The sequence below is a fragment of the Salinispora cortesiana genome, assembly GCF_000484695.1.
Classification (GTDB): domain Bacteria; phylum Actinomycetota; class Actinomycetes; order Mycobacteriales; family Micromonosporaceae; genus Micromonospora; species Micromonospora cortesiana.
Genome location: NZ_AXVR01000007.1, coordinates 25693 through 41678, shown reverse-complemented (window position 1 = coordinate 41678; position 15986 = coordinate 25693). Strand labels below are relative to the sequence as shown.

The following is a 15986-nucleotide window of genomic DNA, read 5'->3' as shown; positions in this document are numbered from 1 at the left end:
CGAGGAGGCTACCGGTGCACAGTAGCGATCGGGCGGGCCGGACCAGCAGGACGGTCACCGTCACGGGAGCGGCGGTGACCACCGGCTACGGGCACGGCGTTGACGCGCTACGGGCGGGAATCTGGTCCGGTGAGCCGGCATTCGTCCCGGTGACCCGCTTCGACACCAGCAGGTACGCGGTCGGCGTGGCCGCCCAGGCCGCAGACGCGTTCGACCTCGACTCGGAACTGATCACACTGACCGAAGAAGCACTCAAGCAGGCCGGTCTCTCCGCGGACGAACGCTCCGACGCCCCACTGGTGATGGCCCGACACCCGGACCCCGCGGTGTCCCGGCTGCCGCGCGAGGAGCAGGAGTCACGGCCCATCAGTGAAACCGCCCGCTGGCTCTCCCGCAAGTTGGGCCTGGGCCCAGCCGGACGCACACATATCAATGCCTGCGTTGCCGCCAGCACCGCCATCGCGGAGGCCGCGGCCCTCATCTCCGCCGGCCGTCACGATCGAGTTGTGGTCGCCGCCGGGCACCTCGTTGACGCGGAGTCCTTCACCACCTTCAATGCGGGCAAGGCCCTCGCGAAAGACGGACGGCTGAGGCCCTTCAGCTCCGGGCGCAAGGGACTGTTACTGGGCGACGGGGCCGGCGCGGTGGTGCTGGAGGCAGCCGACAGCCGTACGGGCATGCGTCCGCTGGCCCGGCTGACGGGTTGGGGCATGGCCGGTGACGCCCACCATGTCTGCCAGCCCCACCCACAGGGCCTGGGAATGGCCCGCGCGATCACCCGTGCCCTCGACCGAGCCGGCCTGGGACCGGTCGACCTCGACTACGTCAACGCCCACGGCACCGGTACGCCGTACAACGACGCCGCGGAGACCGCCGCCCTGCACCGAGCCTTCGGGGAACACGCCGAACGGGTTCCCGTCAGCTCCACCAAGTCGATGCACGGACACGCCCTGCAGGCAGCGGGCCTCGTCGAGTTCGTCATCTGCCTGCTCGCGCTGGAGTTGGGGAGCCTGCCCATAAACTCCGGCTACCTCGGGCCGGACCCGGACTGCCGACTCGATCTCGTGCTCGATGCCGCCCGGCCGGTCCAGGCACGCCATCTGCTCAGCCTCAACGCCGCGTTCGGCGGAGCCAACACCGCTCTGGTGGTGAGTGCCGCATGACGATCACCACGACCACGCCGGGCTCCCGGCCACTGACCGTGCTCGCGCGGGCGTCCTGGTTCGCGGCGACCGACCAACAACCCCCGGACCTGCCCGGTTTCACAGCCTCCCCGTTCGCCCCGATCATCGCCCATGTCGCGGACCTGTGCCTGACAGCTCGATACCAGGGGTCGCCGGTACCGCCGGACCGCGCCGAGTCGACCGCGATGGTCATGGTCTCCCAACTCGGTGACATGGCCACCGAGGCCGCGGTTGTCGGCTCGGTCGACCAGGGCACCAAGGCGTCCCCGCTGTTGTTCTTCCAGTCGGTGCCCAGCGCGGTACTCGGGGTGGTGTCGGCCCGTTGGAACCTCGGCGGTGCGGTCATCGCCATCAGCCCGGCCGGTGACCCACTGGCCGAGGGCATGGACCTGGCGCAGCTACTGATCGAGGACGGTAGCGCCAGGGATGTCCTGCTGGTGCTGGTCGAACTCGCCGTACCGGAGGACCTGTCGGATCACGCCGAGGCGCTCCTGGTGTCCGCCGAGGAGTCGCCATGACCGACACCGCGCCAGACCTACCGCTGGCGAAGGAGGTCGACCTGGTGCGCCAGGGCTGGTGGCTGCACGACGCCCGCTGGTACCAGGCGGTGAAGAACCGCTTCGGGCAGGAGGCCGCGAACGAGCTCAACGCCGAGGTCATGCAGTTCGTGGCCCGACGAGTCGCGACCGTCTACACCCGGCAGCGCCCCGTCGCCGACAACGCGACGTCCACCGAGGTGGCCGCGGCGCTGGAGAGCCTGGCCCGGTTGATGTTCTCCCGCGCGATGGTACGGCTGGACACCGCCGACGTCGATGGCGAGAACACCTGGGAGACCATCGTCAGCGAACACTTTGCGCTACGGATGCTCAGGGCCAGCCGCTCTCTGGCGGGATACCAGTGCCCCTGCATGCAGCTGCGTGCCGGCTGGTTCGAAGGCATCGGGGTGCAGGTCTCCGACGAGACCGTCGAATGCATGCGCGAAGGCGCCGCGGTCTGCCGCTTCCGTGCCTGTCTGAAGTCCTGAGGTGAAGGGGATCCGATGCGACTGGCCGTGACCACCGTGTTCGTGCCGCCGTGCGGCGTCAGAACGAGGACCGGCGACACCGCAGGGCTGATCGCGAGAGCCGCGAACGGCCGGAAGGGCTGGTACGCATGAGCCACTTCACCGATCTCCGTGGCTACCTCGACGCACTCGACGCACTCGGTGACCTGAGAACCATCGAGCGGTCCGTGAGTGCCGACCTGGAAGCAGCGGCGATTACCCGGCGCTCATACGAGATTCGCGCCGCCGCACCGCTGTTCACCAACATCGCCGAGGACCGGACTGGCATGCGGATGTTCGGGGCTCCCGCCGGTGTCAGCTCCCGAGCCGACATGCCACTTGCCCGGCTCGCACTCTCCGTCGGCCTGCCACCGGAGACCAGTGCGGCGGCACTCGTGGACCACCTGGTCCGCGTCCGCGACGCGGAGCCCGTACCGCCACGGGCGGTGCCGCGCGAGAACGCGCCATGCAAGCAGAACGTGCTGCTCGGCAGTGCGGCGACCCTGGACCGTTTCGCGGTCCCACGTCTGCACGAGTCCGACGGCGGCCGCTACCTCAACACCTGGGGTGTGATCGTTGTCAGGACACCCGACGGTGCGTGGGTCAACTGGTCGATCTCGCGGATCATGATGCTCGACGGCAGGCGGATGACAGGCCTGGTGGTGCCACCACAGCACCTTGGTCTGGTCTGGCAGGCGTGGGCCGAGCGCGGTGAACCGATGCCCTACGCGCTGGTGCAGGGCGGGGCGCCGGCGATTCCCTTCGTGGGCGGTATCCCGCTGCCGCGCGGGGTGGACGAGGCCGGGTACATCGGCGCGCTGCATGGGGAGCCGGTCGAGGTGGTGCGCTGCGAAACCTCTGACCTGGAGGTACCCGCGCACGCCGAGGTGGTCATCGAGGGACACATGTCGGTGGGCCGGGACAGCCGTGAAGGGCCGTTCGGCGAGTACGCCGGCTACGCCTCCACCCAGTCCTCCACCCAGCCGGTGTACTCGGTGGAGGCCATCACCTACCGCGACGACCCGATCTGGCCGATCGTCCCGGAGGGCCGGCCGCCCGACGAGTACCACACCGTGACCGGCACCGGTCGGGCCGCGAACGTCCTGCACGCGCTGCGACGCACGGGGCTGCCGGTGACCACGGTGTGGATGCCGTTCCCGGCAGCGATGCACTGGACCGTGGTGACCGTCCCGGACGACTGGCGGTCGCACCTACCCGGGGTGGACTCCGGAGAGTTCGTACGACGGGTCGGCGAGGTCATCCACAACAGCGGTGGACCCAGCGCGATGATGCCGGTCACCTTCGTTCTGGATGATGACATCGACCCTTCCAACGAGGCCGACCTGCTGTGGGCGCTGTCCACCCGGTTGCATCCGAAGGACCGACGCCTCGCCTGGGACGGTGTGGTCCTACCGTTCATGGCCTGCTACACCGAGGACGAGCGCAAGGCGATGCGTGGTCCGAGTGTCGTCCATGACGGGCTGCTGCCTGCCTGGGGCGAGGGCCGGCTGCACCACAGTTCCTTCGCCCAGGCCTACCCCGCCGACATCCGCCGCAGGGTGCTCGAGCACGAAGCCAGTTGAGCTGCCGTGGCTTTCCGCGCACCCCACCAACCGTTGCCTTCTCGACCGCGATCTGATGGAGCGACAGCGACATGGCGTTGAACCCGAGCTGCGTGGGTAAGTCGTACCCGCTCTCGCGGCCCTACCCGGTCGAACCGGAGACGATCCGACGCTTCGCCGAGGCGGTGGGCGACCCCGCCGCCGTCTACACGGACCAGCAGGCGGCCCAGGCCCTGGGCCATCCGTCGGTGCCCGCGCCGCCGACCTTCCCGTTCGTGGTGGTCGCGCGGGCGTTGGACGAGGTGTTCAGCTACGACGAGATCGGCTTCGACCCGACCTATCTCGTGCACGGTGACCAGTGCTTCGAGTACGCCCGGTCGGTCCGGGTCGGCGATCGGCTGGTCACCGCGGTGTCGATTACCGGGGCGAAGAACCTGCGCGGCAAGGACGTGCTGACCCTACGCGCCGACGTCGCCGACACCAGTGGTGAACACGTCGTCACCCTACGCCTGACCTTCGTCTCCCTGACCGCGGTGAAAGGTGGTGTGGGTGATGCCGCTTCGCGCTGAGAACGTCGAGGTCGGAGACGAACTCCCGGCCAGGACCGTGACGGTCACCCGGCAGGGCCTCGTGCGGTACGCGGGGGCCTCCGAGGACTTCAACCCGGTCCACTGGAACCCACGGGTGGCGCGGGAGGCGGGCCTGCCCGACGTGATCGCCCACGGAATGCTCACCATGGCGATCGCCGCCCGCACGGTCACCGACTGGGCCGGCGACCCGGCGGCGGTCGTCGAGTACCGGACCCGGTTCAGTCGACCGGTCGTTGTCCCCGACGATCCCGCCGGGGCTTCGGTCGAGGTAGGGGGCCGGGTGGTCGCCCGCCTCGACGACGGCCTGGTTCGCCTCGACCTCGTCGTGACCAGCGGCGGAACCAAGGTGTTGAGCGACGCCCGGGTGACCGTACGCCTCGCCAGCTAGCCCACGCCGAACCCAAGACCCTTCCCGCCCGGTGATCCCAACCTGGCAGTTCGAGCAGACGGAGGTGATGGACGGATGGACACCTCACCGGTGCTCCTCAGCGCGCCCCGCTATGTCCTGGGTGAGATCGAGGAACCGTACACCGCGGTCCAGGACCTGGCGGCCCGAGTGGCGCAGTTCGCCATCCCGATGGCTCCCGAGAGTTGGGGCTGGGGCAGCTTCTTCCGCACCGAGGGCACGTTGGTGGAACTGGCGGTCGCTAGTGGGAACGCCACGCTCGACGCCTCCAGGGCAGCGCGCGACACGGTGGACGGGCTGATCATCTGTACCAGTTCGTTCCCGCGGTCGGTGGACGACCATGCGGGTTTCCTCGCCTCGGTGCTGGACGGACTGGGGTTGACGAAGGTGGCGTTCGCCGCTGGGATGACCCTCAACCGGTGCAACAACCTACTCGCGGCCCTGCATCTGGCGCGCTGCCTGGTCAGCTCCGGTAGTCACCGGCTGATCCTCGTGGTGGCCGCGGACCGGGTCGTCGACGAGGCGGCACGGCTGGAGAAGTTCGCGCTGTTCAGCGATGGCGCGGCGAGTTGCCTGGTGGGTGCCGAGGAACAAGGGCCGGACTCCTTCGAGGTCCTCGCCTCCGCCTCGGCGCAGGACCCGACGGTGCTCGGGGTGCGCGACGAGATCGACTCCCGGCTAGCCATCACGGTCAACGATGAGCTGGAGCGCACCACCGGTGTCTCTCCGGAGAAGGTCACCGCGCTCCTTCCGGCCAACCTGGTCCGACCGCTGACGACGCTGAAGGAGCGTCAGGCGGGCTTCACCCCCGCGCAACTGCGCCTGGGCAATGTCGAGCGGATCGGCCACTGCTTCGCCAACGACCCGATGATCAACCTCGCCGATCTCGTGGCCTCGGGAGAGGGAGAGATCGATGGGCACTACCTGCTGGCCTCCAGCGTGCCCGGTGCCCGCCACGGCGTACTGCTCCGGAAGGTCTCGTGACACCGCTGATGAATCCACTCGTGAGGTCGAGGCCGAAGGGGAGACACCCGATGACCGCCCACGCCACAGCCGCGAAGGCGTCCCGATGACCGCCCCCGCGCCCATCCCGTACCTCGAACTCAGCGGCGACAGCCACGAGTTGGGACGCCGGCATGGTGCCGCACGGGCCGCGCAGCTGCGCGCGTTCCTGGATGACGGCACCGCCCGGCTGAACCACCTGCTGGACGTCCCGGTGTCACCGGAGTCCCTGCAGCCGGTGCTCGACGCGTTCCGGTCGGAGGTCGAGTCCTGCGTCCCCGATCTGGCCGAGGAGATCCGCGGACTCGCCGACGGGGCGAATCTCACCCCGAACGAGGCCCTGCTGCTCCAGGTACGACGCGAGATCCTCGGCTACCGCAGCACCCGCCGCCCCGGCGGTGACTGCACCACGTACGCGCGGGTCGCCACCGGCCGGTGCGCCACCCTCGCCCAGACGGTCGACCTCAACGGCAATCTTGACGATCAGGTCGGGGTCCTGTCGATCCGGAGGTCCGGATCCCCGCGCCAGGTGCTGGTCCTGAGCTTCGGCGGGCTGCTCGGCTACCTCGGCCTGAACAGTGATGGCCTGGCCATCGGCATCAACCTGGTGCTGGGCGGGCCATGGCGGCCGGGGGTACCGCCATATCTCGCGGTACGCCACCTCCTGGACAACGCCGGGTCGGTGGACGAGGCGCTGCACCTACTCGGCGAACTACGGCTGGCCAGTTCTCGGTCGCTGATGCTGTGCGACAAACGCGGCGCCGCATGGACGGAGTTGATGGACGGCCGGATGTGCGTGGTCACCGGCGCGACGCTGGTGCACACGAACCACTTTCTGCACCCAGAGTTCGTCCCCTTCGACGAGTTGAACGTGTTTGCCAGGAACGGTTCACTACGCCGGCTGGACGCCTGCGCCCAACGGCTGCGGGCGCTGCCGCAGGACGCCCCGCTGGTCGACCACCTCGCGCTGCTGTCGACGCCTCCGATCTTCGTGCCGGACAACGGGGATATCCGCCGCGAGCGCACCGTCGCCACCGTGGCGATGCGACCGAAACTCGGCGAGATACGCCTGGTGGGCCCCCAGCCGTCCGCGCAACCACAGATATTCACCGCCGGTGCGACCCGGACGGCGGCGGACAGATGAGGGCCGAGGCAACGGGCTGGCTGATCGCCCTGCACGACACCACGCGCTCCACCTGGGACGACGCGTGCTGCCGGGCAGACCTCTCCCCGGAGGAGGAACGGCGAGCCGAGCGGTTCGTGCGTGCCGCGGCGGCCGTCACCTACGTCCGGGGCCGCTCCGCGGTCCGCAGGGTGCTCAGTCACGTGCTGGACGAGCCGCCTTCGCAGGTGCGGATCGCCGCCGCACCGCACGGCGGGCCGATCCTTCCGGATCACCCGGACCGAGGGGTCAGCTGGTCAACGACGGCGGGTGTGCTGCTGGTCGCGGTGAGCCGGAACGCCCGGATCGGCGTCGACGTCGAGGTGCTCCGCCCCGTCGGGTCGCCCGCCGAGGTGCTACGGACCTTCTACCCGGACGTGGACATGCTGGGCGCGTTCCGTGAGTCGGAGACGTTCTTCTCTGCCTGGACGCTGCTCGAGGCGGCGGTCAAGGCGACCGGGCGCGGCCTGGCGCGGGGCGCACGCCAGGTCCGACTGCACCGGCCCCCCGGCACCAACCGGTGTGCCCTCGCCGAGATCCGCGACGCCGACGAGATGGCGTGGTCCGGTCGTACCGACCGCTTCCCGGTGCCCGGATCGTCCGCCGAGGTGATGACGGCCTTCGTGACCAGCGGCACCCGCGTCCCGTTGTGGCTACACACCTGGCGGATGCCGACCGTCGCGGGCTCCCCGGCCGGCGACATCGCGCAGCCCGGACCCGGAGTCGTCTCGTGAGCGCCCGGACTGCCCCGCCTGCCACCGGTGACCCAACGGCCACCTGTATGAGAGGAGCCAAGTTGTCCGCAACGGAGAACACCCGGCCGGCCGGCACCGACTCGGGGTTGCTGTCCCCGGTCTGGGCCGGCACCCCGGTCGAAGCTGTCACCTCGGACGAGGCGTGGCTGGCGGCGATGGTCGAGTTCGAGGCCGCGCTGGCCACCGCCCAGGCACGTCTCGGCGCGGTCCCGGACGGTACGGCCGCCGCGATCCGCAGGGCCGGCGAGGGTGGCCAGCTGGACCTGGTGGAGTTGGCCCGCCTCGGCCGGGAGGCCGCCAACCCGGTCGTCGGCTTCGTCAAGCACCTCACTGGGCTGGTCGCCAGCACCGCCCCGGAAGCGGCCGGGCACGTGCACGCCGGAAGCACCAGTCAGGACGTCCTGGACTCTGCGGCCATGCTGGTCGCCACCCGCGCGCTGTGCCTCGTCCGAGACGACCTGGTGCGCATCCGAACCGCTCTCGCGGAACTCGCCCGGGACCACCGCGGCACCGCAGCCGTCGCCCGCACCCTGACCCAGCACGCGGTCCCCACCACGTTCGGAACCAAGGCGGCGACCTGGCTCACCCTGATCTGCGACGCTCACGAACGGGTGGACGCCCTGCTGCGTCAGGGACTGCCGGTGTCGATGGGTGGGGCGGCCGGCACGCTCGCGGCATACCACGACCACCTGACCGCCGCCGGCGTGGCCGACGATCATCCCGAGCTTCGACTGGCCACACTGGTCGCGGACGAGTTGGGCCTCGCCCAGCCGACGCTGCCCTGGCATGCCGTCCGCACTCCGATCGCCGATCTGGCCGCCGTGCTGAACTTTGTGGGCGGCGCGCTCGGCAAGTTCGCCGCGGACGTGCTCATCCTGTCCCGCACCGAGATCGCCGAGGTGGCCGAGCCCGCGGCGGTGGGTCGCGGGCAGTCCTCGGCAATGCCGCAGAAGCGCAACCCGGTGCTGAGCGTCCTGGTCGCGACGGCCGCCAGGCAGATCCCGGTGTACGCGCTGGTGCTGGGTCAGTCGATGGTGGCCGAGGACGAGCGGTCCTCGGGAGCCTGGCACGCGGAGTGGCAGCCGCTTCGGGAGTGCCTGCGGCTGGCTGCCGGCGCGAGCCACACCGCAGCCGAACTGGCGCAGGGTTTGGTCGTGGCGACCGAACGAATCCGCGCGAACCTGTCCCTGACCGGGAGCAGTCTGGTGGCCGAGCGGTTGTCCGTGGCGCTCGGTCAGGAGTTGGGCCGCCAGCGGGCCAAGGAGGCGGTGACCCGCGCGGTTCGGGACACCGAGATGGGAATGCCCGCGGCCGACGCCCTGCGACATGCGCTCAACGAGGCCGGACTTGTCAACGGACGGTCCGCGTGCCTCGACTCGCTCGATGAACTTCTCGATCCGGAGGGCTACCTCGGGGCCGCCGCGCCCCTGGTCGATCGTGCCGTGCACCGCGCCCACACGGCAGCCACCCCTCTCACCCCGTCACAGGAACCGGAGGCGAAACAATGATGATCAACGAGCAACTCCGCCGGACGATTCTCGACGACCGGGCTCTCGGTGCGGGCAACGTGCTGCACCGGCTCACTCGCTACGGTCGGTCCCTGGAGGGGCAGGTGCTGTGGCTCGACGGCACGTGGCGCGATCCCGCCGGCAACCACCCCGAGGTACTCACCCTCGGCGAACTGCACGAGGTCGTGGCGACCTACGCCGGGTTCTACCGGCGCAACGGCGTACGGGCCAAGGACGCGGTCGCCATCGTGACGACGTCGATCACCGACTTCGCGCTGAACCTGATGGCGCTCACCAGCATCGGTGCGATCGCGTCCCTGGTGAACGCCAACATGCCGCTGGAGACCCGGCGCGAGTACATCCGTCGACAGCGGGTCGTGGGCATCATGACACGCGAGCCCTGGCACAAGGAGCTACAGGACCACCTGCGGGACGACGTTCCGCCGTTGTTCGTGGCGCTGCAGGCCGAGATCACCCCCGAGGACCGGGCGCACCGTCCCGAGAACTACCCGTTCCGACACGCCCCGAACGACCCCATTCTCATCTCCCACTCCTCCGGCACCACGGGTATCCCGAAGTCGGCGTTCCACACCCACACGACGCTGTTCCACGGGGCCCTGAGCCGGTTGTCGGATGGCTTGGACTGCAGCACCCGCTCGCGGCTGCTGGCACTGCCGGGACACCACGTATCGGCGATGTCGAACACTTTGTTGGGCCTGTTGCTGGGGGCACCGGTGATCCACTTCACCGATCCGAGCGGTAAGGGCGTGCTGGACGGGATCGAGAGGTTCCGCCCGACCATCGTGTTCGGGTTCACGCACACGTTCATGGAAATGGCCGGCGAGGACCTGACGGACCGCGATCTGTCCTGCGTCGAGGGGTACTACGCCTCCGGAGACGCCGCCCACGTGGTGCACATCAGACGGCTCCTGGAAAAGGGCCAACATCCGGTAACCGGCCGTGACCTGAAGCCAAAGCTGGCTCCGGGTGCGATCTTCCTCGACATCTTCGGCTCGACCGAGATGGGCTACGTCCTGTTCGACTATGTCCACCGCCCGGGCGCCCCGAGCATGGGTCGCTGTATCGGTCGTCCGATGCGCTTTGCCGAGGCCGCAGCACTCTCCGAGGACGGTGAGGTCCTGCCACCCGGCGCGGTGGGCCGACTCGGTGTGCGATCCCAGTCACTGACGCCGGGCTTCTGGAACGACAACGTGCGCTGGCACCAGCAGTGGCTCGGGGGCTACTTCCTCACCGGTGACCTGGTGTACCGGGACGCCGGCAACAACTTCTACCACCTTGATCGCACCAGTGACGCCATCCGTACCTCCGAAGGGTTCGTCTACAGCGCGTACACCGAGGAGCTGCTGCTCAGCGAGTACGAGGAGATCCGTGACTGCACCATTGTCGGCCTGGCCGACGAGGACGTTCGGTTCGGCTGGGAGGACGAGGGCGTCGCAGAGACGTACGTCCTGCTGGAACTCGCCGATGGGGTGACGGCGCCGGAGGATCCGACGGCCTGGGTGAACGCGGCGCTGACCAGGCACGGCCTACCCACGGTAGCGGGCGCCGTGCTCGTCCCGGAGGACACGATTCCCGTGGGCATCACCGGCAAGGTCCTCAAGCGGATCCTGCGCGAACAGGCCAGGACGCTGGTCGCTGGTCGCTGACCAGGTTCACTACCCGCCCGGTTGGGCGGCACGGGGCGCCGACCCGGTCCGGGAAAGGAGATTCCAACATGAGTACCAACTACGACGTGATCGTCATCGGTAGCGGGCTCGGCGGCCTCGCCGCAGCCACCACCCTGCAGCGTGGGGGCAGGCGAACGCTGCTGTTGGAACGGCACAGCGTTCCCGGCGGCGCGGCCACCTCCTTCGTACGGGGCCGCTTCGAATTCGAGGTATCGCTGCACCAGCTGGGCGGCATGGGCGGGCACGGTCCCCTGAAGGCGGTGCTGGACGAGCTGGACGTGACGCGCCGATTGGAATGGCTGGAAGATCGTGATCTGTGCCGGACGGTCGTGCCGGGGGAGGTCGATGTCCGGCTGCCCCACGACTGGTCGGGTCTGGCGGACGTGCTGGACGGCCTCAGCCCCGGCAACCGGCCACAGATCGTGCGGTTCCTGGAGATCGTCCGGGAGACCGGGCTGTGGCAGCTGACCGCGCGGGTCAACCTGCACCGGATTCCGGAACAGCTGGAGTGGCTGAAGACCCTTCCCGACGTACGCCGTTACGCACTGCGGACCTTCCGTGAGGTACTGGACGAGTTCTTCACCGACGAACGGCTGAAGCTCGTGTTGTCCTCGTACTGGAGCTACAACGGACAGCTTCCGCACCGAATCGCCTTCATGGACATGGCCCGACTCCTGACGCTGTATGTGGAGACCAGGCCGTACCAGGTCGTCGGCGGCGGTCAGGCGCTCTCCTCCGCGCTCGTGGAGTCTTTCGAGGAGGCCGGAGGCGAGCTGCGACTGAACACCGAGGTCGTACAGATTCTGACCCACGGGGGGTCCGCGGTGGGAGTGCGGTTGGAAAACGGTGACACGGTTGGCGCCAAGCTGGTGGTCTCCAACGCACCGTCGACGACGACGTACACCCGGCTGCTGGACGACCCGGGGGTGGTACCCGCCAATGTTCTGCAGGGTCTGCGTGCCCGGCGGCCCGGGGCATCGGCGACGTGTCTGTTCCTCGGAGTGGACGCGTCGCCGAAGGAGTTGGGCTTCACCGCGGCGACGACGTTTCTCTCCGCCAGTCTGGACGAGCAGTCGGTGCTGCGTGGGGCCTACTCCCTCACCGAGCCCTGCCCATTCCTGATCGTGACCTGTTACGACGTGCAGCCGACCGGCTTCGCCCCCAAGGGCTGCACCCAGGTTGTGCTCTCCGCGATCCAGTACGCCGAGCCGTGGGAATCGCTGGCGCCGGAGGACTACGCCGCGGCGAAGGCCTCCTACGCGGAGTCCCAACTGGACCTGGCGGAGACTCTCGTACCCGGCCTCCGGGACGCGATCGAGGAGGCCGAGCTGGCCACACCGCTGACTTTCAAGCGCTACACCAACCAGCCCGGCGGTGCCATCTACGGCTTCGACCAGGACATCACCGACAGCTGGCTGTTCCACGACGAGGACCTCAGGCAGAACGTGCCGGGCCTGCTGCTGACCAGTAACTGGACGACGGCCGGCGGCTACAACTCCAACCTCGTGACAGCTTCCCGGCGCTGCCAGGGGCTGCTCGCCATGGGCCAGTGACTTCGAGAGAGCGGAGTGGGACATGACAAACCCGCCATATACCCCCTCGGTCAATCCATTGGCCCGTCTGCTCGAAGGAGCGGACGGCGTCGTCGAACGGCTCAAGGCGCACGCGGCGAACCAGGCGGCGCACCGGGCCGACGCGCGGGTCGAGGTCGAGCCCTACCACCCGCGGAAGCTCGAGCTGACGGTGACGGAGCTGATCGATGAGACATCGACAACGAAGACCCTGCGGCTGCGACGCGCCGCCGGGGGGAGCCTTCCGCCGTTCCGCGCCGGGCAGTACCTCAGCCTGGACGTTCAGGTCGGCGACATCCACACCAACCGGGCCTTCTCCATTTCGTCCAGCCCGACCCGACGGGACCACTACGACTTGACCGTACGCCGACTACCCGGCGGTCTCGTCAGCAACTATCTGCTGGACGAGGTATCCATCGGTGACCGCTTCACCAGCGGCGGGCCGATGGGCACGTTCACCCACGATCCGCTGTTCCACGGGGACGACCTGCTGTTCCTCGCCGGTGGTTCCGGGGTGGCGCCAGCGATGAGCATGATCCGGGAGATCGTCGAGTTGGGCCTGCCACGCCGAATGACACTGCTCTACGGCTCCCGGCGCTCGGACGACATCATCTTCCAGGACGAACTCGAGGCAATCGAGCGGCAGTACCCGAACATCGTGGTCCACCACATTCTGGCCCAGGCCGACCCCGGCTGGACCGGCGCGGTGAAACCACTCAACGCCCCGCTCATCGTCAAGCTTGCCGGACCGTTGACCGGACGCATGACGTACGTATGCGGGCCCGCGTACAAGTACCCGTATCTCGTCGGGGAACTGGAGTCGCTCGGGCTGCCCGGTCGACGCATCCGAATGGAGGCCAACTACGTCGCCAAGTCGCCGCCGGACGCCCCCGACTGGCCGAGTGGCGTCGATCCCACAGGTGCGGTCACGGTCAGCGTGCGGGGAGGTAAGAGTTTCCAGATGCCCCGCGGCCGGGAGCTGATCTACGCACTGGAGGAGAACGGGATGCCACCGGCGGCGTCCTGCCGCTCCGGCGAATGCGGGGACTGCCGGGTCAAGGTCTGCTCCGGCGAGGTCGTCCACGCCGAGGAAGCCCGGCTACGCACGAGCGACCGGAGGTTCGGCTACGCGCACTCCTGTGTCGCCTATCCCCTGACCGACATCGAAGTCGACTTCCAGCCCGGTAACTACTTCTAGGAGCGAACCCGGAACAAAGGAAACCGCCGGCAAACCAACCCACTACCACCCTTCCCACTTTCGCACCTGTCCTCACCCATTCCCGGGGCGCTCCCACGCACCCAAAAACCCCTGATCAGGGAGGTACAACCATGTCCACTGACCTGCGAGAGTTCATCTTTTCCGCGCTCCGTGACATGAAGTTCGATGTGGAGTCGGCGACCGACGAAACCCCGCTGGGCGACGGCGGACTCGAATTGGAGTCACTCTCTTTGGCCGAACTCGTCATGCAGCTCGACAAATTCGGCGTCGAATTCTCGGACGAGGAGATGGAGAAGCTGACCGACCTGGACCTCGGTGAGTTCACGAAAGAGGTAAATCGTCGCGCCGAAGCGAAATAGCCGTCGCCATGACCGCTTCCTGGCACTCGGTGCGTTCGCGCACGCCGGACAAAGGAGATGTGACCTTGCCGCAGCCGATCCGTGCGATGTGCGTCGTGGGAGCCGGACCACGCGGACTCGCTGTCCTCGAACGGTTGAGTGCCAATCACCCCGGCGGGCACCGGCTGCTGGTCCACGTCGTGGACCCCTACCCACCGGGGCCCGGCCGAACCTGGCGCACCACCCAGTCCTCCCACCTGCTCATGAACACGGTGACCTCCCAGGTCAGCCAGTTCACCGACGACAGTGTCCACTGCTACGGCCCAATCCGGCCGGGTCCGAGCCTGCACGAGTGGCTACACCGTTCCCCGATGCACGCGGGCCGGGCCTGGCCCGGCCCGGAACAGCTCGGCCCCGATGACTACCCGTCCCGCGTCCAGTACGGCCACTACCTGTCGTGGGTGTTCGAGGACCTGGTCGCGAACGCCCCCGAGGGCCTGCGCTTCGTCGTCCACCGGGCGACGGCGGTGGCACTGGACGACGAGGCGGACGGCCAGTGCGTCACGCTGGACGAGGACACCCGGATCACCGGCCTGGACGCCGTGGTGCTGGCGCTCGGGCACGGAGCCAACGAGCCGACCGAGGAGGAGCGGCGGTTCACCACGTACGCGCGCCGCAACAGGTTGCGCTACCTACCGCCGGGCAATCCCGCCGACGCCGACTTCGACGGCATCGGCCCCGGGGAGACCGTCGCCGTCCGGGGGCTCGGGCTGGCCTTCTTCGACGTGCTGTCCTTGCTCACCGAGGGCCGGGGAGGCAAGTTCGTCAACTCGCCCGAGGGCCTGCAGTACCTCCCCTCCGGGCAGGAGCCGGTCCTGTACGCCGGATCCCGACGCGGAGTGCCGCACCACGCCCGCGGGGAGAACCAGAAAGGACCGGCGGGCCGGCACGAACCGCTGTTCCTGACCCTGGAGGCGGTTCAGCGCATCCGGAACACCCCCGGCGCGACATTCAAGCGGGACGTGTGGCCACTGCTGGACGCGGAGGTACGCGCGGTCCACCACCACGCCCTGGTGGCCCAGCGCACGGGACGGGCGGCGGCCGATCGTTACCTCACCGACCTGCTGGCGGCCCCCGCGGACGGTCGGGCGGACGTCCTGCGCGAATACGGTCTCACCGAGCGGGACGACTGGGACTGGCGAAGGATCGAATGCCCGTGGGGCGAGCAGGCGTTCACCGACCGCGCGGACTTCAACCGGTGGCTGCTGGGCCACCTACGCGACGACGTGCGGCAGGCCAGGAACGGCAATGTCGACGACCCGTTGAAGGCCGCCCTGGACGTCCTGCGCGATCTACGCAACGAGGTACGACTTGCGATCGACCACTCGGGGATCACCGGCAGGTCGTACCGCGACGAGGTAGTGGGCTGGTTCAACCCACTGAACGCCTACCTGTCCATCGGCCCGCCCCGGTCGCGGATCGAGGAGATGATCGCCCTGATCGAGGCTGGCGTGCTCCAGGTCGTCGGACCGCGTACCCAGGTCCGTGCGGCCCCCAGTGGTGAGGGCTTTCTGATCGGCTCCACTCAGCTGGGGGGACCGGAGGTGCTGGCGACAACGCTGATCGAGGCACGCATCGCCGAGCCGGACCTACGCCGCAGCACGAATCCGCTGCTACGGCATCTGCTCGCGACCGGGCAGTGCCGGCCCTACCGGATCGCTGACGGGGACGACGACTACGAGAGCGGCGGCCTGGAGGTCACCGCCCGGCCCTACCGCGTGATGGACGCGTCGGGCGTTCCCCACCCGAGGCGGTTCGCCTACGGGGTGCCGACCGAGTACGTGCACTGGGCCACCGCAGCGGGCATCCGCCCCAGCGTCGGCTCGGTGATCCTCGAGGACGCGGACGCCATCGCCCGCGCGACATCACCCTCATGACGACCCGTCACGAGGTCCCCGC

15 protein-coding genes are annotated in these 15986 nt (G+C 68.9%); all 15 read left to right on the top strand.

Annotation, left to right across the window (positions count from 1 at the left end):
- The first annotated feature begins 14 nt into the window (after positions 1-14).
- The 15 genes from K228_RS0105530 to K228_RS0105455 all read left to right on the top strand — a co-directional run bounded on the left by K228_RS0105530 (position 15) and on the right by K228_RS0105455 (position 15964).
- Positions 15-1163, top strand: coding sequence for a beta-ketoacyl-[acyl-carrier-protein] synthase family protein (locus tag K228_RS0105530; RefSeq protein WP_025617517.1), 1149 nt, complete (start codon positions 15-17; stop codon positions 1161-1163).
- On the top strand, positions 1160-1702 hold the full coding sequence (locus K228_RS0105525; protein ID WP_025617516.1) for a beta-ketoacyl synthase chain length factor: 543 nt from the start codon (positions 1160-1162) through the stop codon (positions 1700-1702). The genes K228_RS0105530 and K228_RS0105525 overlap by 4 nt, the downstream gene beginning before the upstream one ends.
- A complete protein-coding gene (locus K228_RS0105520) occupies positions 1699-2208 on the top strand; it encodes a hypothetical protein (RefSeq protein ID WP_025617515.1) in 510 nt (169 codons plus the stop codon). The genes K228_RS0105525 and K228_RS0105520 overlap by 4 nt, the downstream gene beginning before the upstream one ends.
- Before the next feature lie 128 nt (positions 2209-2336).
- Positions 2337-3809: a UbiD family decarboxylase gene (locus K228_RS0105510; protein ID WP_025617514.1), complete on the top strand. Its 1473-nt coding sequence runs from the start codon at positions 2337-2339 to the stop codon at positions 3807-3809.
- Between the two features lie 71 nt (positions 3810-3880).
- Complete coding sequence (locus tag K228_RS0105505) at positions 3881-4357, top strand: FAS1-like dehydratase domain-containing protein (RefSeq protein WP_025617513.1); 477 nt, start codon at positions 3881-3883, stop codon at positions 4355-4357.
- Positions 4341-4766 (top strand): MaoC family dehydratase, encoded by a 426-nt coding sequence (locus K228_RS0105500; RefSeq protein ID WP_025617512.1) that lies wholly within the window; start codon positions 4341-4343, stop codon positions 4764-4766. Before K228_RS0105505 ends, K228_RS0105500 begins: the two co-directional genes overlap by 17 nt.
- Before the next feature lie 75 nt (positions 4767-4841).
- On the top strand, positions 4842-5768 hold the full coding sequence (locus K228_RS0105495) for a beta-ketoacyl-[acyl-carrier-protein] synthase family protein (protein ID WP_025617511.1): 927 nt from the start codon (positions 4842-4844) through the stop codon (positions 5766-5768).
- Between the two features lie 85 nt (positions 5769-5853).
- Complete coding sequence (locus K228_RS0105490; RefSeq protein WP_025617510.1) at positions 5854-6930, top strand: C45 family autoproteolytic acyltransferase/hydrolase; 1077 nt, start codon at positions 5854-5856, stop codon at positions 6928-6930.
- Positions 6927-7682, top strand: coding sequence for a 4'-phosphopantetheinyl transferase family protein (locus K228_RS0105485; protein ID WP_025617509.1), 756 nt, complete (start codon positions 6927-6929; stop codon positions 7680-7682). Before K228_RS0105490 ends, K228_RS0105485 begins: the two co-directional genes overlap by 4 nt.
- A gap of 62 nt (positions 7683-7744) precedes the next feature.
- Entirely contained in the window at positions 7745-9211 is a 1467-nt protein-coding gene (locus K228_RS0105480) for a class-II fumarase/aspartase family protein (RefSeq protein ID WP_025617508.1), read from the top strand.
- On the top strand, positions 9211-10878 hold the full coding sequence (locus tag K228_RS0105475; RefSeq protein ID WP_025617507.1) for a class I adenylate-forming enzyme family protein: 1668 nt from the start codon (positions 9211-9213) through the stop codon (positions 10876-10878). The genes K228_RS0105480 and K228_RS0105475 overlap by 1 nt, the downstream gene beginning before the upstream one ends.
- A gap of 68 nt (positions 10879-10946) precedes the next feature.
- Complete coding sequence (locus tag K228_RS0105470; RefSeq protein WP_025617506.1) at positions 10947-12452, top strand: phytoene desaturase family protein; 1506 nt, start codon at positions 10947-10949, stop codon at positions 12450-12452.
- A 22-nt stretch (positions 12453-12474) separates the two neighbouring features.
- Positions 12475-13668, top strand: a complete 1194-nt coding sequence (locus tag K228_RS0105465) for an FAD-binding oxidoreductase (RefSeq protein ID WP_025617505.1) — start codon at positions 12475-12477, stop codon at positions 13666-13668.
- Between the two features lie 131 nt (positions 13669-13799).
- Positions 13800-14048: an acyl carrier protein gene (locus K228_RS0105460; RefSeq protein ID WP_025617504.1), complete on the top strand. Its 249-nt coding sequence runs from the start codon at positions 13800-13802 to the stop codon at positions 14046-14048.
- Between the two features lie 59 nt (positions 14049-14107).
- Positions 14108-15964: an FAD/NAD(P)-binding protein gene (locus K228_RS0105455; RefSeq protein WP_025617503.1), complete on the top strand. Its 1857-nt coding sequence runs from the start codon at positions 14108-14110 to the stop codon at positions 15962-15964.
- The last annotated feature ends 22 nt before the right edge of the window (positions 15965-15986 follow it).